Origin of the sequence: Halobacillus aidingensis (assembly GCF_900104185.1) — a bacterium.
GTDB lineage: Bacteria > Bacillota > Bacilli > Bacillales > Halobacillaceae > Halobacillus > Halobacillus aidingensis.
This window is the reverse complement of sequence record NZ_FNIZ01000001.1, coordinates 149540-176355: the sequence shown is the minus strand read 5'-3', so window position 1 is coordinate 176355 and position 26816 is coordinate 149540. Positions and strand designations below refer to the sequence as shown.

Here is a 26816-nt window from a genome sequence, read left to right as displayed (position 1 = left end):
AGGTTTACTGATTTTATGATGAATATAGGCAAAAATAAAACACGTAAATTTTTTGCATGTTCATCAACAGAAACTAAAAATCTACTAGTTTAAAGAGGAGTGATGGTGTGGTCCAAGATACAACTTTAGAGCATGATATCTATTTATTCCATGAAGGAAACCTCCGTTACAGTCACAGGCTGCTCGGAGCGCATCCGGATACAAGAAACGGAGAAAAAGGTATCCGTTTCACCGTTTGGGCTCCCCATGCGGTTCAGGTAAGTGTCGTCGGGATGTTCAACGATTGGGACGGCCGGGAGAACCCGATGGAAAAAATCAATGATAACGGAATTTGGATCGCCTTCATTCCGGGTCTTGAAAAAGGCACGATATACAAGTATGAGATATTAACGGCTCACGGACATCTTCAGCTGAAAGCGGATCCATATGCAATATCCAGCGAGCTTCGACCTGATACGGCTTCTGTCGTCTACCCATTAGACAATTACTCGTGGGGGGATGACGAATGGATGAAGCAGAGAAAAGCGAAGAACCCCTATGAATCTCCGATGTCCATCTACGAGCTTCATTTAGGTTCATGGAAAAACATCGAACCTGAGGTCTTCTATAATTACCGGGACTACGCCGATATGGTCATTCCTTACGTCAAAGATCTAGGGTACACCCATATCGAACTCCTTCCACTGACTGAGCACCCTTTTGATCGTTCATGGGGCTACCAGGCGACTGGGTACTATTCTGTCACCTCCCGTTATGGAACGCCCGATGATTTCAAGTATTTTGTCGACCAGTGTCATAAATATGGGATCGGTGTCATATTGGATTGGGTTCCTGGGCATTTTTGTAAGGATGCCCATGGGTTACGCCGGTTCGATGGTGAAGCTCTCTATGAATATGCTAATCCCAGTAAGGCGGAAAAAACACAGTGGGGCACGCTCACATTCGATTTTGCTAGAAACGAAGTTCAGAGCTTCCTGATTTCAAACGCGATCTACTGGCTGAAGGAATACCACCTCGATGGTCTACGGGTCGATGCCGTGGCGAGCATGCTTTATTTGGATTTCGGCAAGGAAGATGGCGATTGGGAGCTGAATGAGTACGGCGGCCGTGAAAACTTGGAAGCCGTATCGTTTATCAAAAAAATGAACGAAGCTATTTTTGAGGAAACACCGGATGTATTAATGATGGCCGAAGAGTCCACCTCATGGCCGCTCGTCAGTGCGCCGACCTATATCGGCGGGCTCGGATTCAATTATAAATGGAACATGGGCTGGATGAACGACATGCTCAAGTATATGGAGATGGATCCAGTTCACCGGAAGTATCATCATAACTTGATTACCTTCTCTTTGTTCTATGCTTTTTCTGAGAATTTTGTATTACCGATTTCTCATGATGAGGTCGTTCATGGCAAGAAATCGTTGCTAAATAAAATGCCGGGTGATTACTGGCAGAAGTTCGCGAACTTGCGCGCCTTTCTTGCCTATATGTATGCCCACCCTGGGAAGAAACTCATGTTCATGGGAGGTGAATTCGGACAGTTCGATGAGTGGAAAGATTTAGAGGATTTGGATTGGGAGCTATTGGACTATGATTCCCACGCCTCCATATTGGATTATACGAAACAATTGCACCAATTGTATCAAGATATGCCTGCCTTATGGGAACTCGATCATAAGGAAGAAGGCTTCATGTGGATCGATGCCAACAACTATGAGCAGAGCATCATCTCATTCGTCCGCAACAGTCGTACATCGAATGACCAACTGGTGGTCGTCTGCAACTTCACTCCAGAAGTCTACCACGATTACAGAGTAGGAGTACCGAAACATGGCTCATATAAAGAGATCTTCTCGAGCGACGCGGAACATTTCGGAGGTTCTGGGCAGACGAACGGGCTGCCTTTAGAAAGCGTACCTTCCCCATGGCAAGGACAGGATCAGCATATTACCATGACGATTCCCCCGCTCGGTGTGAGCTTCTTGAAAAGAACTTCAGTATCCAAGGAGGAAAATCATGAAAAATAAAGAATGTGTAGCAATGCTTCTGGCTGGCGGCCAAGGAACCAGACTGAAGTCATTAACCAAACAAATTGCAAAACCTGCCGTTTACTTTGGCGGAAAATATAGAATCATCGACTTTCCATTGAGCAATTGTACGAATTCAGGCATCGACACAGTCGGTGTTCTTACCCAATACGAACCGTTGATTTTGAACGACTATATCGGCATTGGGGACACATGGGACCTTGACCGTAAATATGGCGGTGTTTCCGTCCTGCCTCCATTCATGCAGGCAGAAGGCGGCGGTTGGTACACAGGTACAGCCAATGCCATTTACCGTAACTTGAAGTTTTTGAATCAATACGAACCTGAACACGTTCTTGTGCTGTCTGGAGACCACATTTATAAAATGGATTACGGTGCCATGCTTGATTATCATAAAGGGTCTGGCGCTGATGCAACGATTTCAGTTATCGAAGTGCCGTGGGATGACGCCAGCCGTTTTGGCATTATGAACACGGATGGAGAGGGAAGAATTACCGAGTTTGATGAAAAACCTGCGAATCCGAAGAGTAACCTGGCGTCCATGGGTGTCTACATTTTCCGTTGGGATGTTTTGAAACAGTACCTGATTGAAGATGCAGAAAAAGAAAATTCCTCCCATGACTTCGGGAAGGACATCATTCCAGCTCTTCTTTACGATTATAAAAAATTGATGGCTTACACATTCGAAGGTTACTGGAAGGATGTCGGTACGATTGACAGCCTTTGGGAAGCCAACATGGACCTTCTGAAAAGGGAGCCTGAGTTGGACTTGAATGATTCGAAGTGGCGCATTTACTCGAAGAACCCGAACCAGCCGCCGCAATATATCGCGCCGACCGCTCATGTGAGAAATGCTTTGATTAATGAGGGCTGCCGCATCAAGGGAAGCGTAGATACATCGATCATTTTCTATGGTGTGCACGTGGATGAATCTTCGGTTGTCAAAGATAGTGTCATCATGCCTGATGTGAAAATCGGTAAAAATGTGAAGATCCACCGTGCCATCATTTCAAAAGGCAGCGTCATTGAAGATGGAGCGGTCATCGGCGATCCATCACCAGACAGTGAAATTACACTCGTGGCAGACGAGGGAAGTGTCCTTGCCACAAGTTATGCTACCAATAGTTAAAGGGAGGATTTTATGGATCGTATAGCAGGAATCATAAACTTAGATCACGAACAAGACATGTTGGATGAGTTGACCTATTTCCGTTGTGGCGCGGCCGTACCATTTGGGGGGCGTTACCGGATGATCGACTTCGCCATTTCAAATATGACGAATTCCCGGATTGAATCCGTAGCGGTATTCGCTCGCAGAAAGTACCGCTCCCTGATGGACCATTTGGAGCAAGGCAAAGCATGGGACTTGGACCGCAAGCGTGGCGGGCTGTTCATCCTTCCTCCAGACTGGAATGATCCAACAGACATTTCACGTGGGGACTTGCAGCATTTCCACAACAATATCGATTTCATCAATCGGACATTAGCCAACTATATCGTTGTCTCAGGTTCTCAGCACATCTGCAACATCAATTATCAAGATGTTCTACAAGAACATAAGAGCTCTGGTGCAGATGTTACGGTTATCTACAAAAAAGTGGATGAACTTTACCCCGAGCATCAAAGAGCCCACAAGCTTGATGTTGATGAAAACAACCGGGTGACAGCGATCCACAATGATCATAGCAATAAAAATGTGTACATGGATATGTACATCATTGAGAAAGACCTCTTATACAATTTGATCGAAAAATGCATCGCTCATGGCTGCTCCCACTTTTTCCTGGACGGGATCAAAGCCCAATTGCCTGAAATCAATATCCATGCGTATGAATACCATGGTGGTCATGCTTTAGTGAACTCTGTTGAAAGCTACTATCGTAACAGCGCCAAGCTCTTGAATCCTGAAGAACATGATGAATTGTTCAAAGACGATGCTCCCGTGTTCACAAAAATTAAAAATGAAGCACCTTCCAACTATACCGTCACATCCAACGTTTCCAATACGATGGTCGCAAATGGGTGTGTCATTGAAGGTCATGTCGAGGACAGTATTCTCTTCCGCGGTGTGAAAGTCGCTGAAGGAGCTGTCATCAAAAATTCAATCATTATGCAACGCTGTGAAATTGATAGCAATGCCGTTTTAGAAAACGTCATTCTAGATAAAGATTGCAACATTTCAAACGGGAAGACATTGATCGGTGCTCCAGAGAAGCCGTATGTCGTCGCGAAAAGAAGAACAATGTAATACCCCAATGGAAGGGACTGTCCGGATCTTATCACTCTGACAGTCCTTTTCATGTAATCAGCTTATTCGTGATGTTTTGAACATGTTTCCAACAAATAATTAAAGGAGTGGGTCAAACGTGAATGTATTGATGATTGGTTCTGAGTGTACCCCTTTTATAAAAACGGGTGGTCTTGCCGATGTTCTGGGTTCTCTTCCTCATGCTTTGAAAAAGCAAGGTGCGGACGTCCGTGTCGTGCTTCCGAAATATGAAAATATGGATGACCTCTGGAAGGAACAGCTGGAGCACCTGGATGAATTGAACATAAAGCTGGGCTGGCGCAACCAGTATGCGGGTATCGAATATATTAAATATGAAGGTATTCCTGTTTATTTCATAGATAACGAGTATTATTTCAAGCGTTCAAATCTTTACGGATACGATGATGAAGCGGAACGGTTCGTATTCTTCAACCGTGCCGTCATGGATTGGGTCTGTGAAATGGACTGGACGCCTGATGTTTTACATTGCCACGACTGGCAGACAGGGTTGATTCCGGTTTACTTACATACCCATTACAAGGAAGTTGAGAAACTTCAAGGTATGAAAACCGTTTTTACCATCCATAATTTGAAGTATCAAGGCGTATTTGCCCAATCTGTGCTTCATGATTTGATGGACTTTGATGAGAACATGATGAGTGAAGATGCGTTTGAATTCTTCGGAGACATCAATTTCATGAAAGGGGCCTTGAATTACGCGGATTTCATTACAACGGTCAGTGAAACTTACGCAAAAGAGATTCAAACGCCTTATTATGGGGAAAACCTAGATGGAGTGTTAAGAAAGCGTACTGATGAATTGATCGGGATCGTCAACGGCATCGACGATCAAAACTATAACCCTATGAAAGACGATGCCCTGGCGTTTCCTTATCGCAGTTCTTTGATCAAGAAAGCCCAAAACAAAATGTGGCTGCAGGCGGAGCTTGGTTTGCCGGTCAGAAAAGATGTTCCGATGATTGGCATCGTTTCCAGGCTGGTGGAGCAAAAAGGATTCGATTTGATCGGGCGGGTCATCGATGAGTTGTTACATGAAGATGACGTCCAGATCGTGTTGCTTGGTACAGGTGAATACCAATATGAACAGATGCTCCAGTGGGCCCAGAACCGACACCCAGAGAAGATGTCTACGAATATCCGGTTTTCAGAACCTTTTTCCAGACAGATTTATGCGGCGAGCGATCTATTTCTCATGCCATCCCGTTTTGAACCATGCGGCATCGGCCAGTTAATCGCTTTACGATATTTGGCTGCTCCCATTGTAAGGGAAACGGGAGGACTTGCGGACACCGTTCAGCCATATAATGAAGAGACAGGAGAAGGGAACGGATTTACGTTTACCAACTACAACGCCCATGACATGCTGTACACCATTCGCAGAGCACTCGAATTCTATCAGGAACCTGCTGCTTGGCAGAATCTTGTGAAGAACATTTGCAAGAGTAAGTTCACATGGAAAAACTCTGCTGATCAATATATGGATCTTTATCAATCCATGTTCCGTTAGCAGGGGTGATAGGAGGAACCTTCATGGTGATGTTCAGTGACAAAGAAGAATTCAAGTCAGAGTTCAAAGCGCAGTTGGAAAGTAAGTTTGGTAAGACCATAGACACAGCTTCTGAGTTCGATACGTACCGGTCTCTTGGGGCGTTGATCCGAGAGAAGATCAATAAAGATTGGTTGAAGACAAACCGGGAGTACAAAACGAATAAAACAAAGCAGGTGTATTACTTTTCCATGGAATTTTTAATGGGACGTCTGCTTGGCAATAATTTATTGAACTTGGACGTACTCTCGCTCGTTGAAGAAGGATTAGCGGATCTCGGGCTTTCTTTATCGGAACTTGAAAAGAAGGAAAGTGATGCTGGTCTTGGTAATGGCGGATTAGGACGATTAGCTGCTTGTTTTCTCGATTCCCTTGCTTCTTTAGAATTAGCTGGACATGGCTATGGCCTGCGGTACCGATATGGAATGTTCGATCAGCATATCATTGATGGAAAACAGGTGGAATTCCCGGATTATTGGCTTTCAAAAGAATTCATTTGGGAAGTCCGCCGCCCGGAAGATGCAATCGAAGTCCGTTTCGGTGGGAATGTATCATCGACAAGAGATAAAGATGGAAAACTCCATTTCAAATATGAAAACTATGAACCAATTCAGGCCGTCCCTTACGATGTACCCGTTGTCGGCTACCACAACGATACGGTGAACACGTTAAGGCTCTGGTCCGCTGAACCTACGGTGGAGGATACGATGACGAAAGCCGAAAGAGAAGGGGTTTTCGGTCACTTTTTAGATCATAAACGATCCCTTGAATCCATCTCGGATTTCCTTTACCCCGATGACTCTACAGAGGAAGGTAAAAGCCTTCGTTTGAAGCAGGAATACTTCTTAGTGTCCTCTGGAGTGCAATCGGTTGTGCGTTCGTTTGAAAGGCTGGGACTTCCATGGTCCTCGTTCCCTGACAAGGTAGCGCTTCACATTAACGACACCCATCCGGCGCTTGTCATTCCTGAGCTGATGAGGATTCTTATGGATGAAAAAGGGATCGGCTGGGAGGAAGCCTGGGAAATTACACAGTCCTCTGTTTCTTATACGAACCACACAACATTAAGCGAAGCTCTCGAGTCGTGGCCGGTGGGCCTTGTACGGACATTGCTTCCACGGATTTTCATGATTATCGATGAAATCAATGAACGTTTTTGTCAGGGTTTATGGAAAACCTATCCTGGTGAATTCGACCGAATCGCGGATTTAGCCATCGTGGCAGATGGACAGGTGAAAATGGCCCATTTGAGTATTGTGGGCAGTCACAGCATCAATGGAGTGGCTAAGCTCCACACGGATATCCTGAAGGAACGTGAAATGAAACGTTTTTATAACACATTTCCTGAGCGCTTTAACAATAAAACGAACGGCATTACCCACCGGCGCTGGTTGATGCATGCCAACAGCCCATTGACCTCTGTCATTACCGAGGCCATTGGTGGGGAGTGGATGAAAGAGCCGAAACAATTGACCCGCTTGCTTGACCATAAAGATGATCTGGCTTTTCTTGACCAGCTTCATGAAATCAAGCAGGAGAATAAAGTGAATTTCGCCAAGTGGGTTAAACATACGCAAGGCATTACGGTCGACCCGAATTCCATCTTTGATGTCCATATTAAGCGACTGCATGGGTATAAACGCCAACTGCTTAATGCCCTTCATATTATGCATTTATATAATGAATTGAAGTCAGACCCGACGCTCGATATCGTTCCGAGAACCTTTTTCTTCGGAGCAAAAGCAGCGCCAAGCTATCACTTTGCAAAAAAAGTGATTCAACTCATCAACCGCATCGCATCTGTGGTCAATAATGACCCTGATGTGAAGGATTATATAAAAGTGGTTTTCCTGCCGAACTACTCGGTTTCCATCGCAGAGAAGATCATTCCTGCGAGCAATGTCAGTGAACAAATTTCGATGGTTACAAAAGAAGCCTCAGGAACAGGCAACATGAAGTTCATGATGAATGGAGCGCTGACCCTTGGAACCATGGACGGGGCGAATGTGGAAATCCATGATCTTGTCGGAGATGATAATATCTACATTTTCGGTTTAACGTCTGATGAAGTGTGGGACTATTACCGAAACGGATCCTATTCTTCCCGAACCGTTTATGAAAATGATGAGCGTGTCCGTCATATCATGGATGAACTCATTCATTACAGCCCTTTCTCCAAGGGGGAGACCGACTTTCAGGAGATTTATGATGCCCTTCTGACCTATAATGATGAATATTTCGTGCTTAAAGATTTTGCGAGCTACGTATTAGCTCAGAAAAAGGTGAGTCAGGATTATCAACGCAAACGTCAATGGAACTTGAAGAGTCTTGTCAATATTTCTCAATCCGGGGTTTTCTCAAGCGACCGGACCATTCAGGAATATGCCCGCGATATATGGGACATTCAACGTGTGAAGACGTTGAAGTGAGGTACTATTTAGGGGGACGGATGTGTGAGACAAAAGGATATGTATCACAATAGTTTTGAAGAATCTTATCGAGAGCCTTTCGGTGCAGCACCGAAGGGTTCTCCTGTTACGCTCAAAATTGACATCAGTGACCGGTACAGGGTTTCCCACGTCATCCTTCACTACATCTTAGACCGCACAGATGATGAGAAAACGAAGGAGATGGACCTCTGCAGTCAGGAACATCAGCAAGTGTCTTATGAAGCTACAATCCGGATGCCTGAAAGGCCGCAGCTCATCTGGTATTTTTTCGAAATCATCTTAGAGGACCAAACCCTTTTTTATGGACGGGAAAAAAGCTATGAAAGCGGGGAGGGAAAGGTGTACGATCATATACCTCCTTCGTGGCAGATCACGGTGTACGACCCTTCTTATAAAACCCCGGATTGGTGGAAAAACGCAACAATGTATCAAATCTTCCCGGACCGTTTTTATACGGCAGGAGAGCTCGAAAGGGATAATGCGCCCGAGACGAGTCTGATCCATGCCCATTGGGAAAATGATCCGGTGTACATTCGGAATGAACGAGGAGAAGTCATTCGTTGGGACTTCTTCGGCGGGAACCTTAAAGGAATCACTGAAAAGCTCGATTACATTGAAGGTTTAGGGGTATCCGTTATATATTTGAATCCTATTTTTGAAGCGGAGAGCAACCACCGATATGATACAGGCGATTACCACAAAATCGACCCTCTCCTCGGTACGAAAGAGGACTTGGAAACATTGATCAAGGAAGCGGCTGAGAGAGGGATTGAAATCATGCTGGATGGAGTCTTCAGTCATACCGGAAGCAACAGCATTTATTTTAATCGAGAAGGAAAATATGATTCTCTCGGCGCGTATCAGTCTAAAAACTCCCCGTACTACAGCTGGTACACCTTCCACCATTATCCGGATGAATATGATGCCTGGTGGGGTGTCGGGACGCTTCCAACATTGAATAAAGAAAATGAAGACTATCAGGACTTCCTCGTCCATGATGAAGAGAGTGTCATCAAGACCTGGCAGCAATCAGGGATGAAAAACTGGCGCCTGGACGTGGCTGATGAACTGACTGATGACTTGATCAGTCAAATTTATCGTCAGTTGAAGAAGAAGGATGAATCGAGTGTCCTCCTTGGGGAAGTTTGGGAGGATGCGTCTAACAAAACGGCATATGGAAAACGGCGGGACTACTTCTTGGGTGGTGTCCTGGATTCCGTGATGAACTACCCTATGCGCCGATTAATGCTTGACTTTATGAAAGGTGAAATGGATGCATATACCGTTCATCGCCGACTTATGACGTTAAGTGAACATTATCCGAAAGAGTATTTCTATGCCGTCATGAACATGCTTTCCAGTCACGATGTAGAGAGAATCCAAACGATGTTGGAAGACTATCTTCCAGATGATTTTAGTCAAGAGGAAGCAGAGAAGCTCATCATCAAGCAAATCAAATCTCTCAGTCTATGGCTCTATGCTTTTCCAGGCGTGCCTTCCTTGTACTATGGAGATGAAGCCGGCGTGACAGGTGGGGCTGACCCTGATAATCGCAAACCATACCCTTGGGGACGAGAGAATAAAGAGTTGCTGGATTGGTATAAGCAAATTGGACAGTGGAGGAAAGAACATACAGCTCTCCGGACTGGTCATTGGAAATCTTTCACCCTCGACAAAGATGTCATCGGTTTCGAACGCTGGACAGAAAACGGCGTTGATCATTTCAATGAAAAAACAAGCGATGAACGAATGCTGTATTTATTCAACCGCAATACAAGAAAGAAAATAGAGATCAACTTGCCGATTCAAAAAGGAAAGTGGCAGCACCTAGAAAACAAGAAACGAATTTTTAGTTCAAAAAACAATGTGTTAACGATTGAACTCGAACCTTGTGAAGCCATGTTATTGCGATTAATGAAATAGGAGGGATACCGATGGGATTCTTAGATGGACTGATGGGGAATGCCAGTCAGGTGGATGTTGATAAGATTGAAAGAGAGCTTGAAGGCATCCTTATTGAAGGAGAAAACATCCAAAGCGGGTATAAAGTTCTGAGAGATTCTTTCATTTTCACCGACCGCCGCTTGCTGCTTATCGATAAGCAAGGTATGACAGGGAAGAAGGTCGAGTATCACTCCATTCCTTATAAGAGCATCACTCACTTCAGTGTCGAGACAGCAGGCAGCTTTGACCTCGATTCTGAATTGAAAATCTGGATCTCCGGAACGAATGAACCGATTGGGAAACTCTTCAAAAAAGACAGTCCGATTGAAGAAGTACAACAAACCCTCGCCACCTACGTATTATAAATGTTTCACGTGAAACAATTCTGAAAATAGGCCTGGAAGTAAGAATCCAGGCCTGTTTTTTATGCTTTTGTTCAACTATATGGCAGGGTTGTGGAAGACTTGAATTCGAGACGTTTCGGGGTTCGTTTGCCGTGTGGAGCATAAGGGGGGGGGGGAAGCTACTCGTCCAGCTCCATCGCCCAGACACTCGCGTCATAAGCAGAACAGCAAAGGAATGAAAAAACACATTCCGTTGCTGTTCTGCTTATGCCAGTCGTGTCTACCAGGGCAATTCCGCATTTGAACACTTTCCTGTGGGGGAGTGGTGAGCTTCCTCGGACTACGTCCTGCGGGATCTCACCTATCTCCTTCTCCCACGGGATTCTCGCAGCTTCCCAACCACCCCATTCGATGCATGTGAGAAACGAACCCCTTTACCGAGAGGGGCTGTCTTCCACTATCCTTTTTGTTATATGCATAAAGTGCTCTATAAGAAAGCTTTATGCATGTAAAAATTCTTCAGGAGTTGATTCCCCTGCAATTAACATGTGCATAAAAGCAGCCTATTCCAGAAGTGGTTTCGAGATACTTATATGGCAAAGGGGCGGAGGGGAATGGGGAGACTTCTACCTTAAGTGTGCAGGCGACTCGATCAGCGGCGTATGGACTGGAATGAGCTGGCGGAGATAAAGGAAACACGAAGAACGGAGTGATTCGATGTTGACTTATCGTACAGAAGCGAGGGAAGTCTCACTAGCCGCTTGGCGCCGGAACCGGATATTGAAGAGGAAAAAAGTGCATGGTGAGACCCCGCAGAGCGAAGCTCGAGGAGGCTCACCGAGCTCCCGCGGAAAGCGATTCATTCCCCGCAGGCCCCATCCACTCAACAAAAGTCTCGAAACTGAGTCCTCCACAATCGGGAGCATTAGTGGTAAACCTACACTAGGAATCTAAAAATTCCATATATATTTGAATTTTTGGTCTGATTAGCCCATCATAAGTAATAGATATATACTGTTAAACAACAATGAAAGCGTTATCAAAACGAGGTGTGGACATGAAGCTTGAATTGACTCATAAGCAAACGACAGGCTTAGTAATGACAACACAAATGCGTCAAGCAATCACGATGCTTCAATGGACCTCAGCTGAATTGTGGGAACATATTCAGCAGGAGATCCATGAGAACCCCATTTTAACGTTAGAAACCCCGACTATGATTCCTTCCAATCGTCATCATCGAGAGGCCTATCACGATCCGATCGATCAAATCGTACCTGACGAAAAAAGCTGGCGGGATGGATTGGTGGAACAAGCAGGCTGGTTGAAGGTTGACCAGTCATTAAAAGAAGCGCTTCTTTTTTTAATTGGAAATTTAGATGAACGTGGTTTTTGTACAATTTCTGAGGAAGAAGCGTCACTGCAAACCGGTCAATCATTGAATACGCTCAAACGGGCGAGACGCCTTTTATTGCAATTTGAACCGTTGGGTGTCGGGTGCATGGATTTTAAAGAATTTTTACTCTTACAAGTGGAAAAGAAGCATCCGGATTCTTCCGTTTTATCTGTATTGATAGAAAATCACTTAGAAGACCTTGCTGCTCAGAACTTCAAAAGAGTAGCCTGTGAACTGGACATAGAGGAAGCGCTCGTCGTCGAAGCCTTGGAAGTCATCCAGTCTTTAGAACCACGTCCGTTGCTTCCGGATCACGGACCGAACAATATCCCGGCGATGCCTGATTTGATACTAGAAAAAAAAGACGGAGGCTATGTGCTGCGTGACCCTTTTTCTGTCAGTGGTCAAATCAAGTGGGATGAGCAGTTGGTTCGTATGTACAAAGAGGGAAAGGAAGCCCATGAATATTTGGACGGCTGCTATAAAAAAGCGCGCTGGCTTCTGCAAAGCATAGAGCAACGGCAAAACACCATTTTGCAAGTGGCGGAAATGATTATCAAGCACCAGAGAAACTTTTTAAATGGCGGTTCATTAAGGCCGCTCACTTTAAAAAAGTTGGCTAAAAAACTAGGTGTCCATGAGTCGACGATCAGCCGAACCGTTGCAAACAAAGTCTTGCAGACACCAAAGGGAATATACGAATTGAAAAGCTTTTTTGTCACGGGTTACCAATCCGCGGATGGAGCAGAAATTTCTTCCCAGCACATTAAAGCTTTAATAGGAGAGATGATTCAAAAAGAAAATCCTCTGAAAGCTTTATCTGATCAAAAGATGGCGACAGAGTTAAAGGAAAAGCATAATGTGAAAGTGTCGCGCCGAACCGTTGCCAAATATCGAGAGTCTCTCAATCTCCCTTCCTCATCCAAACGAAGAGCATCTGCACGTGAAGGGGGTTCTCCTATTCTTCTACATTCCTAGGTTATTTCCCTGAAAAAAAGGGGATAGTCTAGTAGAAGATAGTTGAGGAGGATTCCCTGGTGAAAAATTTGATATCCTATGTGAAAGATGTGATTGCTGAATTTCAAAAAGACAACATTCCCCTGCTTGGCGCAGCGCAGGCGTATTATTACTTATTGGCCATCGTTCCGCTTTTAATTTTAGTGTTATCGATTCTTCCCTATTTGAATATAGACGCTGAAACCGCCATTCAGGCCATAAGCAATGTTATCCCAAGTGATACAGCCGAAGTGTTCAGGGAGAACATCGTCGCTGTGGTGGAAAAACCAAGCGGTGGGCTTTTGACTGTTGGTATCTTAGGGACGCTTTGGTCTGCTTCGAACGGGATCAACGCGTTCATTCAGTCCTCGAACTTGGCTTATAATGTGGAAGAGACAAGGTCATTCATTAAAGTCCGTTTTCTTTCCATCGTGTTGACGATCGGGATGATACTAGCGATTATCGTTGCGCTCCTACTGCCTGTATTCGGCCAGGTCTTGATTGATATGATCAACATGCCATCTCAAACAGCCATCCTATTGCAAGTGCTGCGCTGGACGTTGAGTATCGTTGTCATTGGCGCCGTTCTTATGGCCCTTTATCACTTCGCGCCAAATAAGAACATTCCCTTTAAACATATCCTTCCTGGTGCGATTATCACGGCTGTGCTCTGGCAGTTGATTTCTCTTGCCTTCTCTTTCTATGTTAGTAACTTCGGAAATTATTCCGCAACCTATGGAAGTCTTGGAGGAATTATCATTTTAATGTTATGGTTCTTCCTTACAGGGATCATCTTAATGGTAGGCGCTGAAATTAATGTCATTTACCACCGTCGTCATGGCGGAGGCAAAAGGAAAGCAGCTTAACCCTTTTACAAAAATCATAGCTTTGTTATGAAGAAAGGTTCCGTACCCAAAGTGGTGGACGGAACCTTTTTCTATTTGTACTTAACCCCTGTGAACTAAAATTTGATTGGATAGCGTTCGAGGAGTTCCGTTAATGTAGGTCTTTGATGGTTGTCTCTCCCGGTCACCGGCGTCGCTTGAAAGAGGGATTCAAGAATGGATTCCTCGGTAGCTTCCCCAACAGCCCGGAAGGCTTCGTCCATATCTTCTTCATGGATAGATGAAAAAGTAATCGTTTCCTCAGGTTTCTCATGGGTGATGATTGTGGCCGTCGAGAATCCGAGGACAACATCGCCACTTCCATTTCCAATCATCGCCCCGGTCCTTGATAATCCAGTCACCGTTCGTTTGCATATCCTTTTCAATTGCCGATGTGACACTGGGAGGTCTGTTGCGACCACAATCATGATCGACCCTCTATCTTTTTCCTCTTCTGCTTGAATGCAGTCCTTCAGCTTTTGCCCAACCGGTTGACCATCAATCCTAAGATCACTCAGTTTACCGAAATTCGTAAGGGTTAGAACTCCTATCGTGTAGGTGCCATGTGCAAGCTGTACCTTCCGTGAAGAAGAACCGATTCCACCTTTCAATGAATAACAAAGCATCCCCCGCCCTGCTCCGACACAACCTTCCTTAAAGTGATCCTCGGCATCTGCAATGGCTTGAAGAACATGTTCTTTCGTCACCGCCTGTTCCCTAATATCATTGATATACATGTCGTTGCATTCCCCGATGACAGGGTTGACTGTCCCCGTGGCCCGGCCGATCTCCTGATTTCGCTCAAGAGTGTAAGCAACGAGAGCATCATAAGCGGCTCCTACACCGAACGTGTTGGTCAATATAATAGGGGTTTCCAGTGTCCCCAGTTCTTCAAGCTGAATCGTTCCTGCCGTTTTGCCGAACCCGTTAATGACATGAGCAGACGCCACCGTTTTTTTTTGAAAAAGGTTGCCCTGGTGAGGAAGAATGGCGGTAACTCCTGTCTGGACTCTATTCTTGTTTAATGTATAATGGCCGACGGTCACTCCAGGAACGTCGGTGATTTGATTTCGTTCACCGATAGGCATAGATCCTATGGTGATTCCGTGCTCTCGGGTTGTTTCATTCATCGTTACACCTCCACATGTCCTATTCGCAATGCATCGTGTGAATTCCTCCCTGGTGTATGTTCATACAACCGAAGGATTTTATATACATATTCCGATAGAAAAGTAGATTTATTATTGTATAAAACGAGTATAAGAGAAAAAAATTCTTCGTTTTTCTAAGTTTTTTTGTTTGCGCTTACATCCTTTTAATATTCGGGTTTCTCATGAATTTGAATTGTCGCATTAACGTGAAAATTCAGCAGTTGAGCGCGTCAAGAGCGTGATTCTTAAGGTCTTTCATGCTATACTAGTAAGAAACTGAAAAGACAGAATTTTTTAATTTTTGCCTGTAACCTACAAGAATATGTCCGCTAGGGGGAAAAAATATGCAAAAACACGGATATCCTGTTCCGCAGGGGCTATATCATCCGGAAAATGAGCATGAAGCTTGTGGTATCGGAGTGATTGCCAACATAGACGGAACGAAGAGTCACAGTATCGTAGAGAATGCCATCACTATTCTATGTAACTTAGAACACCGTGGTGGACAATCTGCTGATGTCAGTACAGGAGATGGGGCTGGAATACTGACGCAGATCCCTCACCATTTTTTCGAAGCGCAATGTGAGAAGGAAGATATATATTTGCCTGAAGCCGGTAAATATGGCATAGGCATGATTTTCTTTCCCGAAGATCATGAAACAAGAACCGAATGTATGCAGACGTTTGAGCGTATCGTCGCTGAAGAAGGACAAGAGTTCCTAGGATGGCGTACGGTACCGGTAAACGATTCGTTTGTTGGGGAAGATGCGAAGAAGACCAAACCATTTATTCGTCAGGCTTTCGTTGCTCCGTCTGGAAATGTCCAAACTCAAATGGATTTGGAGCGCCGCCTCTACATCATTCGTAAGCGAGCGGAAATCGAGATCACTGGAAAAGACGGGTACGATGACTTTTATATCAGCAGTTTGTCATCGAACACGATCGTCTATAAAGGGATGCTGATCCCTGAACAGCTGGATTCCTTTTATATCGATCTGAACCACCCGGATTTCAAAACGGCCCTCGCTTTAGTGCACTCCCGCTTTAGTACGAACACCTTCCCGAGCTGGAAACGTTCGCACCCGAACCGATTCACCATTCACAATGGAGAGTTTAATACATTACGAGGCAATGTCAACTGGATGAGAGCACGCCAGGAGCTTTGCAACTCGGAATATTTCAGTGAAGAAGATTTGCAAAAACTTCTTCCTGTCATCGATTCCAACGGTAGTGACTCTTCCATGTTTGATAATGCCTTTGAATTCTTATACTTGTCCGGTCGTTCACTTGCTCACACAGCCATGATGATGGTTCCTGAGCCATGGTCGAATGATGAAACGATTCAGGAAGACAAGAAGAATTTCTATGAATATCATAGCTGCTTAATGGAGCCGTGGGATGGGCCGGCTGCCCTTGCATACACGAATGGAAAACAAATCGGTGCATGCCTCGACCGTAACGGCTTGCGTCCTGCGCGTTATTACGTAACAAAAGACGGGATGATTGTCCTTGGGTCTGAAGTGGGTGCCCTCGATATTTTCGCTGACGACATTTTGTATAAAGATCGTCTCGCGCCAGGGAAGATGCTTCTTGTTGACCTTGAAGAAGGGAAAATCATTCCTGATGATGAAATTAAATTGCAAATTGCTCGTGAGAAGCCGTATAAAGAATGGATTGAAGAGAACAAATTCGATTTAGAAGACCTTCCTGAACCGATGACCGAACACCGGCCGGTTGAAAACTTGATCGATCAGCAGCTTGCTTTCGGTTATACGACTGAGGAATTAAACAAAATCCTCTTGCCAATGGTCAACGATAAAAAAGACCCCGTCGGCTCGATGGGTTACGATTCACCGCTTGCTGTGCTTTCTAAAAAGCCACAATTACTGTACAGCTATTTCAAGCAGTTGTTTGCTCAGGTAACGAACCCGCCGATTGACGCCATCCGTGAAAAGTTGATTACGATGGTGGAAACGACGATTGGAGCAGAAGGGAACCTGGTGGATCCCAAACCAGAAAGCTGTCGTCAAATCCGATTGCAGACACCGATTTTGACCAACCGTGAACTTGAACAGATCCGTCAGCAGGATTTAGAAGGGTTCGCAGCACGTACGCTTTCCATTCTTTTCGATGCAGAAGAAGGCGGTTTGAAGCCTGCGCTTGATCGTTTATGTGAAGAAGCGGATGCAGCGGTAGAGGATGGTACGACGCTGATTGTCCTATCGGATCGTGGGATCAGTGAAGAGTATGCAGCCATTCCTTCTCTGCTTGCCGTATCCGGTCTGCACCATCACCTCATTCGTAAAGGAACACGTACGAAAGTGAGCCTGATTATTGAATCTGGAGAGGCGCGTGAGGTGCATCATTTCGCGACACTGCTCGGTTATGGAGCGGAGGGAATCAACCCTTATCTTGCGTATGAATCCTTGAGGGATATGATGGAACGCGACCTGCTTGAAGCAGAATCTCATGAAGCGGCTGTTCAGACGTATATCAACTCTGCAACGGACGGAATCATCAAGGTCCTTTCTAAGATGGGAATTTCGACAATCCAAAGTTACCGTGGGGCACAAATTTTTGAAGCTGTCGGTATTCATAAAGATGTCATCGACCAGTATTTCACACGAACAGCTTCTCGTCTTGGCGGGATTGGTCTCGATATCATCGAAAAAGAAGTGCTTATGCGTCATGAAGTTGCTTATGGAGAAACACGTGGATCGAACCGTACACTTGAAGCAGGCGATGAATATCAGTACCGCCATAACGGGGAAGATCATCAGTACAACCCGCAGACGATTGCAACATTGCAGCACGCCTGCCGTTCGAACGACTATGACCTTTTCAAACAATATTCCAAGATGTTGACTGATGAAAAGAACAACTTACAGTCTCTCCGTGGATTGCTTTCCTTCAAGGATCGCCCGTCTATTCCGGTTGAAGAAGTTGAGTCTGTCGAAGATATTTGCAGACGTTTCAAAACGGGAGCTATGTCTTTCGGTTCCATCAGTGAAGAGGCTCACGAAGCCTTAGCCATTGCAATGAACCGTATTGGAGGCAGAAGTAATTCCGGTGAAGGTGGGGAAAATCCAAAACGCTTTACACCGGAAGAAAACGGTGACTTGAAACGGAGTGCCATCAAGCAGGTAGCATCCGGACGTTTCGGAGTGAACAGCCATTACCTTGTGAACGCGGATGAAATCCAAATTAAAGTCGCTCAGGGAGCCAAGCCGGGTGAAGGTGGTCACCTTCCAGGCAAGAAAGTGTATCCGTGGGTAGCAGAAGTCCGTGGTTCCACACCTGGTGTTGAATTGATTTCACCACCACCGCACCACGATATCTACTCCATTGAAGACTTGGCTGAGCTGATTTATAACTTGAAAAATGCCAATCCGAAAGCTCGTGTCAGCGTGAAGCTCGTTTCGGCTGTCGGTGTTGGAACGATTGCTGCAGGGGTAGCGAAGGGACGTGCCGATCTCGTACTGATCAGTGGATACGATGGAGGAACGGGTGCGGCACCGAGAACAAGTATTAAGCACACCGGTCTGCCTTGGGAAATCGGTCTTGCTGAAACGCACCAGACGCTTGTCCTTGACCGTCTGCGCGACCGGATCGTCGTTGAAACAGACGGAAAAATGATGACGGGTCGTGACGTTGTGGTCGCCTCCTTGTTAGGAGCGGAAGAATACGGATTTTCAACTGCACCACTTGTCGTCCTCGGTTGTGTCATGATGCGTGTCTGCCACTTGAACACATGTCCGGTCGGTGTAGCGACACAGGATCCTGAACTTCGTAAGAAATTCACAGGGGAAGCCGATCACCTCGAGAACTTTATGCGTTTCATCGCACAAGAAGCTCGTGAACTCATGGCAGAGCTCGGATTCCGTACGATCAATGAAATGATCGGCCGTACCGATGTTTTACAGACCAACGAAGCCGTTGATCACTGGAAAGCCAAAGGCGTCGACTTGTCTGCCTTGCTTTACCAGCCTGATGTTCCTGCCGACTATGGTCGTTTTGCCGTCAGAAAGCAGGATCATGGCCTTGAAAAGACGCTGGATATGGAAGAACTGATTCCGCTTTGCAAGAAAGCCATTGAAACCGGTGAGCCGGTGGAGGGTACAGGATCAATCCGTAACATCCATCGTGTCACAGGTACCATCCTTGGTAGTGAAATCACACGTCGATATGGAGCGGAAGGACTTCCAGAAGATACGATCAAGTTGACCTTCAAAGGTTCAGCAGGCCAAAGTTTTGGAGCCTTCATTCCCAAAGGTGTCACCCTTCGTCTTGTCGGTGATTCCAATGATTACGTAGGGAAAGGATTGTCCGGTGGTAAAATCATCGTCCATCCATCACCGAAGTCTTCATTCGTTCCGGAGGAAAACACGATTATCGGAAACGTGGCTTTATACGGCGCTTCAGCTGGAGAAGCTTACATCAATGGTCTTGCAGGTGAGCGATTCTGTGTCCGAAATAGTGGAGCAGACGTCGTTGTTGAAGGTGTCGGAGACCATGGATGCGAATATATGACAGGCGGGAAAGTCGTTGTCCTTGGAGGCACAGGGCGTAACTTTGCGGCAGGAATGTCCGGAGGAGTCGCTTACGTGCTGGATGAGTCTGAACTTCCTTTTGATACAAAATGCAATAAAGAGCTCGTTCATCTGCAGCAGTTGGCAGATGCGAATGAAATCCAAGAACTCTATGACATGATCGAAAAACATGTTTCCTATACAAACAGTCCACGTGGTCAACGGATTCTTGCCAATTGGAGCGACTATGTATCTAAATTCGTTAAAGTCATTCCGAGAGATTACTTGGCGATGCAAGAACGAATCAAGAACTTGAGAGCCAGTGGCCTCGAGAAGTTTGATGCTGAAATGACTGCTTTTGATGAACGCAACAAACCGGTAGAAACAGTCAAATAACGGAGAAGGGGGAGATCTGATGGGAAAGTCTACTGGATTCATGGAATACACACGCCAATCCACACCTGAGCGTGATCCTGAAACAAGAATAAAAGATTGGGAAGATTACAAGCTTCCCCTTTCAGATGAAGAAGCACAAAAGCAAGGGGCACGCTGCATGGACTGCGGCGTACCTACTTGTCATTCTGGAATGGAGATCAACGGCATCACAAGTGGTTGTCCTGTTTATCACTTGATACCCGAATGGAACGATCTGGTGTATCAGGGAAAATGGAAGGAAGCCCTTGCCAAAGAACACGAAATGAACAACTTCCCGGAGTTCACAGGGTTCGCATGTCCTGCTCCGTGTGAAGGGGCTTGTGTTCTTGGAATCAACGAACCACCAGTAGCCATTCGCAGTGTAGAGAGATCTATCATTGAAAAAGGATTTGAGGAAGGCTGGGTCACACCAGAACCTCCTGCTTATCGCACAGGTAAAAAAGTAGCGGTCGTCGGTTCCGGGCCTGCTGGTCTGGCAGCCGCTGCACAGCTGAACAAAGCTGGCCACTGGGTTACGGTTTATGAGCGTAACGACCGTGTCGGTGGGTTGCTCACTTATGGAATTCCTGAAATGAAGCTGCCTTATTCCGTGGTCGAGCGTCGCGTGAACATTTTAAAAGAAGAAGGCATCCAGTTCATGACGAACACAGAAGTTGGTCGTGACTATCCTGTCTCTCGTCTGAATGAAGAGTATGACACAGTCATTCTTTGTGGCGGAGCGACGACGCCAAGGAACCTGGAAGTAGATGGACGCAACTTGAAGGGCATCCACTATGCGATGGACTTCCTACACTCCAACACAAAGAGTCTTCTCGATTCCGATCATGAAGACGGAAACTACATCAGTGCGAAAGACAAAAATGTCATCGTCATCGGTGGCGGGGACACAGGAACCGACTGTATGGCGACATCCATGCGTCATGGCTGTAAGAGCCTGACTCAGTTTGATATTTATGATAAAAAAGGTTCTACACGTGACAATGAAGTCAACCCTTGGCCACAGTATCCGGTCATCCACCGCGTGGAGTATGGCCAAAAAGAAGCAGAAGCGAAATTCGACAAAGACCCACGTGCTTATGCAGTTATGACGAAGAGGTTCGTTGGGGATGAGAACAACCGTATTAAAGAAGTGCACACGATTGACGTCGCTCTTTCTTACGATGAAAATGGCAACAAAGTCCGTACTGAAATCCCAGGCACAGAAAAAGTATGGGAAGCAGACCTTGTCTTGCTTGCGATCGGTTTCAGCGGACCGGAACAAGATCTAATCGATAAACTCGGCATTGAAACGACCGTACGTTCAAACGTTGCCGCCCAGTACGGGAAGTACACGACGAATGTCGAAGGCGTATTCGCTGCCGGTGATATGCGCCGCGGGCAGAGCTTGATTGTTTGGGCTATCAATGAAGGCCGTGAAGTCGCACGCGAATGCGATCGATACATGATGGGCGCATCTCAGCTGCCATAAATATGACTTATGACTAACCCTTTTAGCCATCTCTGAAACAGAGGTGGCTTTTTTGTTTAGCACCTTAAACATATGATTGGTTTACTAAAAGGGATATTAAACAATATGGCAGGATTGCGGAAGACTCAGTTTCGAGATGTTTTCGGGGTTCGTTGCCATGTTGAGCGTCAGGGGTGGCTGGGAAGCTACTCGCTTTCCTGTGGGGGAGCGGCAAGCTTCCTCGGACTACGTCCTGCGGGATCTCGCCTATCTCCTTCTCCCACGGGAGTCTCGCAGCTTCCCAACCCCCCCATTTGATAAGTGTGAAACACGAACCCATTTAGCCCAGGATGAGTGTCTTCCCCCATCCCTGTCCTAGATTGATAAAGCGCTCTGTAGCAGGCTTTTCATGAAAAATGTACACTCTTTAGTATCTACACGCTACTTTTGGAAGTTCCGCTATTTGTTGAAGTGGTTTCGAGACACTTATATGGCAAAGGGGCGGAGGGGAAAGGCGAGACTCCTGCGGGAAAAAAGTGCATGGTGAGACCCCACAGGACGCAGTCCGAGGAGGCTCACCGCGCTCCCGCGGAAAGCGAGTCATTCCCCGCAGCCCCCATCCATTCAACAAAAGTCTCGAAACTGAGTCTTCAAGAATAGGGAGCTTTTACGAAATAATCACTATAAGGAATTACTTCTAAGAATTAGAGTTTCTTCGTTGTTTACGAACACCTTCCGACAAACTACTTTTTTAGAAAAATAATTGTGTGTTTATTCTGTCGAATCGGCGGGTACGTAGATTGTAATGTTTATTTATTACTTACCATTCTAAGGAGTGGTTTCTTAAGGAGGAGCTCAATGAGTAAGAAAAGATCAAGAAAAGATGAGCAGTTGGATCAGTTTCGGGTGGATGACTCCGGCAAACATTTGACGACGAACCATGGAGTCAAAGTATCAGAAGACGAATTTTCATTAAAAGCAGGCGTGCGTGGTCCTTCCCTATTAGAGGACTTTCATTTTCGTGAAAAAATGACTCATTTCGACCATGAGCGAATCCCTGAGCGTATTGTTCACGCGAGAGGTTTTTCCGCACATGGGGAATTTCAATTATACGAATCGCTTGAGAAATACACAAAAGCTGATTTTCTAAATGATACATCAAAAACTACGCCGACATTCGTAAGGTTTTCAACGGTTGCTGGTTCCAAAGGTTCCGCAGAAACGGTGCGTGACGCTAGAGGATTCGCAACGAAATTCTACACAGAAGAAGGAAACTATGACTTAGTCGGAAATAACATACCCGTCTTCTTTATCCAGGATGCTATTAAATTCCCTGACCTTGTCCATGCAGTCAAACCTGAACCACATAATGCTATGCCACAAGCTGCTTCCGCCCATGATACGTTCTGGGACTTCGTAGGACAAAACCAGGAATCTGCTCACATGGTGATGTGGACGATGTCTGACCGTGCTATTCCTAGAAGTCTGCGTATGATGGAAGGCTTCGGAGTTCACACGTTCCGTTTAGTCAACAATGAAGGTAAGGCACACTTTGTTAAGTTTCACTGGAAGCCTGTCCTTGGCACACACTCTCTTGTGTGGGATGAAGCGCAAAAAATCAATGGTAAAGACCCTGATTTCCACCGAGGAGATCTATATAACTCCATTGAAAACGGTGATTATCCTGAGTATGAGCTGGGTATCCAGGTCATTCCTGAAGAAGATGAGTTCAAGTTCGATTTCGATGTTCTTGATCCTACGAAGCTGTGGCCGGAAGAAGACGTTCCTGTTCAAATCGTCGGTAAAATGACGTTGAATCGTAATGTGGATAACGTGTTTGCTGAAAACGAACAGGTGGCCTACCACCCAGGAAACGTCGTACCAGGTATTGACTTTACGAATGATCCATTGTTGCAGGGGCGTTTGTTCTCCTATACAGATACACAGTTGATCCGTTTAGGTGGACCGAATTTCCATGAACTTCCGATCAACCGTCCTGTCTGTCCGTTCTTTAATAATCAGCGTGATGGCTATGGTCGCCAAACGATCAATAAAGGGCAGGTCAGTTATCACAAAAACTCACTTGCGAACAACACACCGACACCGGCAAGTGAAGAAGAGGGTGGTTATGCCCACTACCAGGAAAAAGTGGAAGGTTACAAAATCCGTGCCCGCAGTGATAGCTTTAAAGATCACTTCTCTCAGGCTACCCTGTTTTGGAACAGCATGAGTGATCATGAAAAAGAACATCTAATCAATGCGTTCAGCTTTGAACTTGGAAAAGTGGAAAGTGAAGCAGTGCGTGAGGAAGCAGTGAAAATGTTCGCTAACGTAAGCCTTGAGCTTGCACAAGGTTTTGCTAAAAATATTGGTGTCACTCCTCCAGAGAGCGGCGGATCAGATGTGAAGAAATCTTCTCCTGCACTCAGCCAGGCGAATACTGTTCACAAGCCATCCACTCGTAAAGTTGGAGTCATTTTAGCCAGCGGATTCAACGGAAAAGACGTCACTCAAGCACTGAAGGAGCTTTCTTCAGAAGGAATCATGACAGAAATCATTAGTGACAAGCAGGGAATGGTTAAAGGAGATGACGGTTCAGAATTTAAAGTCGACCACACCTTCCTTACGACTGATTCTGTTCTGTATGATGCGCTGTACGCGGTCGGAGGGAGCGATGAGGAAGAGGCGTTCAAGAAACATGCCTCTCATTTCCTTAATGAAGCATTCTCTCACTATAAACCGCTGGGTGCTACCCACAATGCTGTTCAGTGGTTGAGCGATAACAAGCTCGCCGATCACAGCGGTGTCGTAGCTGGTGATGATGTCAAAGGTTTCACAGAAGATTTCGTACAGGCAGTGGCTGCCCACCGCCACTGGGATCGTCAATTAATTTAACAACAACCCTGCCGCCCTTCTTTCACCCGGGGCCGGTGGGGTTTTTATTTTACTCTCATAAACGCTAGTCATAGAGGTTTGTTCTGCCTCAACTATCCATATCCAACGAAAAACATTTATAAAATAATAAGTAAGCCATAGACCAAAAGCCATTGATTCATCAAGTTGAGCATCGTCTTGAAAGGGAAAAAGGGACGATTTTTCGTATAGTTTGTTTAAATCACGTGATGATAAGGAAAAGGGTGAATAAATACAAAAAGACGAAGAGGTGATTCCATGATTCGTACAATCTTAATGATCATTGGTTTAATTGTAGTGATTAGCTTCATTATTTCCATGCTATAATAATTAATTTAATAAGAATGAAGAAGATGACCGGTATTCAAATACTGGTCATTTTTATGCTCAATGTTTTTTTAGCATGGCTGTGAATACAATAATTAGTTAAAGAATATGGCAGGATTGTGTAAGACTCGATTTCGAGACTTCGGGGTTCGTTTGACGTGTTGAGCGTTAGGGATGGCTGAGAAGCTACTCGCTTTCCTGTGGGGGAGTGGCAAGCTTCCTCGGACTTCGTCCTGCGGGATCTCGCCTATCTCCTTTCTCCCGCGGGAGTCTCACAGCTTCCCAACCACCCCATTCCATGAAGATGAGAAACGAACCCCTTTCCTGTGGGGGGGTGCCTTCCACTATCCTGGTGTTATAAGCATAAAGCGCTCTATAACAAGCTTTTCGTATGCAGAATAGCGTCCTTAGGAGTTCATTCCCTTCCAATTACCATGGGCATAAAAGCGGCTTAATTCGGAAGTGGTTTCGAGATACTTATATGGTAAAGGGGCGGAGGGGAATGGCGAGACTCCTGCGGGAAAAAAGTGCTTGGTGAGACCCCACAGGACGCAGTCCGAGGAGACTCACCGCGCTCCCGCGGAAAGCGAGCTATTCCTCTCCGTCCCCATCCACTTAACAAAAGTCTCGAAACTGAGTCTTAAAGAATAGGGAGCTTTTGTTGAAGGGAAGAGGTGTCTGTGTTTCAGCGATTAAGAAAATTTCGGTATAATGAGAGAAAATGAGTAGAAGGAGGACAATGAGGTGAAGGAAGCAGTTGCGTTACATAAAGATCAGTTTATTGAAGAATTAAAACAGTATTTAAGCATACCGAGTATTTCTTCCTTGTCTAAACATAAAGAAGACGTCAAAGAGGCGGCGGATTGGACAGCGAGTGCCTTAAAAAAAGCAGGCATGGAGAATGTGGAGGTCATCCCTACAGAGGGGCATCCAATTGTTTATGCGGATTGGCTTCATGCAGCAGGAAAGCCGACGGTTCTTGTGTACGGCCACTATGACGTACAGCCGGAAGATCCGCTCGACTTATGGGAAACACCGCCATTTGAACCGGTCATCAGAGACGGAAAAATTTTCGCCCGGGGAGCTACGGATGATAAAGGTCAACTGTATATCCATATCAAAGCCGTCGACCTTCTTATGAAGGAAATGGGGGAGCTTCCGGTCAATGTGAAGTTTGTCATTGAGGGAGAAGAGGAAATCGCAAGCCCGAACCTTGGCCCATTCATTCAGGAAAATGAGGAAAAGCTTGCTTGTGATGCTGTGGTCATAAGCGATACGTCCTTTAGCGAGAAAGGACAGCCGGCGATCTGTACATCTTTACGCGGTGCTTTAGCTATGGAGATGACCGTTTCAACCGCCAACTCGGATTTACATTCCGGCACCTATGGCGGTGGCGTACCTAATTCGATTCATGCCCTCGTCCAACTGTTGGATTCCCTGCATGAAGAAAATGGCCGGATTGCCGTTGACGGTTTTTACGAGGGTGTTCCAGAGCCCACAGAAGCTTTAAGAAAAGAAGTAGCGGAAGTCCCGTTCAATGAAGAACGTACAAAACAGGAACTCGAGCTTGACGAACTTTTCGGAGAGGAAGGGTTCACTTTCCAGGAACGTGTCGGCATCCGACCAACGCTTGAAATTAACGGAATTACTGGAGGCTTTCAAGGCGAAGGATTGAAAACGATCGTTCCTAAAGAAGCGAGTGCGAAAATTAGCTGCCGTCTAGTTGGTGAACAGGATCCCAAGAAGGTTTTTGAGGCGATTCAACGTCATGTAGCCGATAACCGACCAGTGGGTGCGAAGGTTGATCTTCATCAGTACATTAAAGCTGACCCGGTGGCGATTGATTCAAAAAATCCTTATATTCATTCAAAAAGCGGCAGATGCGTTTGAAAGTGTGTACGATGTGCGTCCGCTATTCCCCAAGGAGGGCGGTTCGATTCCGATTGTCGAAGTTTTCGGTCGTGTGTTAGATGCACCGGTCGTATTGATGGGCTTCGGACTTCCGACAGAAAACCTGCATGCGCCAAATGAACATTTTCATCTTGAGAATTTCACTAAAGGGATAGAAACGGTTTGTAAATACCTTCAAGAGTTATAAAGGGAAAAGGCTGAGAAT

Annotated in this window: 13 protein-coding genes and 1 pseudogene; 13 read left to right on the top strand and 1 reads right to left on the bottom strand. The window is 45.7% G+C overall.

Features of this window, described 5'->3' with window-relative positions:
- Positions 1-107: 107 nt before the first annotated feature.
- The 9 genes from glgB (at position 108) to BLS23_RS00735 (ending at position 13880) form a co-directional block, all read left to right on the top strand.
- Positions 108-2027, top strand: a complete 1920-nt coding sequence (gene glgB, locus BLS23_RS00775) for a 1,4-alpha-glucan branching protein GlgB (protein WP_089650609.1) — start codon at positions 108-110, stop codon at positions 2025-2027.
- On the top strand, positions 2017-3177 hold the full coding sequence (locus tag BLS23_RS00770; protein ID WP_089650608.1) for a glucose-1-phosphate adenylyltransferase: 1161 nt from the start codon (positions 2017-2019) through the stop codon (positions 3175-3177). Before glgB ends, BLS23_RS00770 begins: the two co-directional genes overlap by 11 nt.
- A 12-nt stretch (positions 3178-3189) precedes the next feature.
- Positions 3190-4296, top strand: a complete 1107-nt coding sequence (glgD, locus tag BLS23_RS00765; protein ID WP_089650607.1) for a glucose-1-phosphate adenylyltransferase subunit GlgD — start codon at positions 3190-3192, stop codon at positions 4294-4296.
- Between the two features lie 118 nt (positions 4297-4414).
- Positions 4415-5845 (top strand): glycogen synthase GlgA, encoded by a 1431-nt coding sequence (gene glgA / locus BLS23_RS00760; protein ID WP_089650606.1) that lies wholly within the window; start codon positions 4415-4417, stop codon positions 5843-5845.
- Between the two features lie 29 nt (positions 5846-5874).
- Positions 5875-8313, top strand: coding sequence for a glycogen/starch/alpha-glucan phosphorylase (locus BLS23_RS00755; protein WP_089650788.1), 2439 nt, complete (start codon positions 5875-5877; stop codon positions 8311-8313).
- A 24-nt stretch (positions 8314-8337) separates the two neighbouring features.
- On the top strand, positions 8338-10257 hold the full coding sequence (locus BLS23_RS00750; RefSeq protein WP_089650605.1) for a glycoside hydrolase family 13 protein: 1920 nt from the start codon (positions 8338-8340) through the stop codon (positions 10255-10257).
- Between the two features lie 11 nt (positions 10258-10268).
- On the top strand, positions 10269-10643 hold the full coding sequence (locus BLS23_RS00745; protein WP_089650604.1) for a PH domain-containing protein: 375 nt from the start codon (positions 10269-10271) through the stop codon (positions 10641-10643).
- A gap of 1036 nt (positions 10644-11679) precedes the next feature.
- A complete protein-coding gene (gene rpoN, locus BLS23_RS00740) occupies positions 11680-12996 on the top strand; it encodes an RNA polymerase factor sigma-54 (protein WP_167355964.1) in 1317 nt (438 codons plus the stop codon).
- 59 nt (positions 12997-13055) lie between these two features.
- The gene (locus tag BLS23_RS00735) at positions 13056-13880 is read left to right on the top strand and encodes a YihY/virulence factor BrkB family protein (RefSeq protein ID WP_089650602.1); all 825 of its coding nucleotides are present in this window, start codon (positions 13056-13058) and stop codon (positions 13878-13880) included.
- A gap of 95 nt (positions 13881-13975) precedes the next feature.
- Here BLS23_RS00735 and BLS23_RS00730 read toward each other — a convergent pair whose 3' ends face one another.
- Positions 13976-15028, bottom strand: coding sequence for a DmpA family aminopeptidase (locus tag BLS23_RS00730; protein WP_089650601.1), 1053 nt, complete (start codon positions 15026-15028; stop codon positions 13976-13978).
- Positions 15029-15393: 365 nt separating this feature from the next.
- Between BLS23_RS00730 and gltB the strand changes: the two genes are divergently transcribed.
- The 4 genes and pseudogenes from gltB to BLS23_RS00710 all read left to right on the top strand — a co-directional run bounded on the left by gltB (position 15394) and on the right by BLS23_RS00710 (position 26798).
- A complete protein-coding gene (gene gltB, locus BLS23_RS00725; RefSeq protein WP_089650600.1) occupies positions 15394-19974 on the top strand; it encodes a glutamate synthase large subunit in 4581 nt (1526 codons plus the stop codon).
- A 19-nt stretch (positions 19975-19993) separates the two neighbouring features.
- On the top strand, positions 19994-21481 hold the full coding sequence (locus tag BLS23_RS00720; RefSeq protein WP_089650599.1) for a glutamate synthase subunit beta: 1488 nt from the start codon (positions 19994-19996) through the stop codon (positions 21479-21481).
- 837 nt (positions 21482-22318) lie between these two features.
- The gene (locus BLS23_RS00715; protein ID WP_089650598.1) at positions 22319-24355 is read left to right on the top strand and encodes a catalase; all 2037 of its coding nucleotides are present in this window, start codon (positions 22319-22321) and stop codon (positions 24353-24355) included.
- 1089 nt (positions 24356-25444) lie between these two features.
- Positions 25445-26798 (top strand): annotated as a pseudogene (locus BLS23_RS00710) (dipeptidase).
- Positions 26799-26816: the final 18 nt, after the last annotated feature.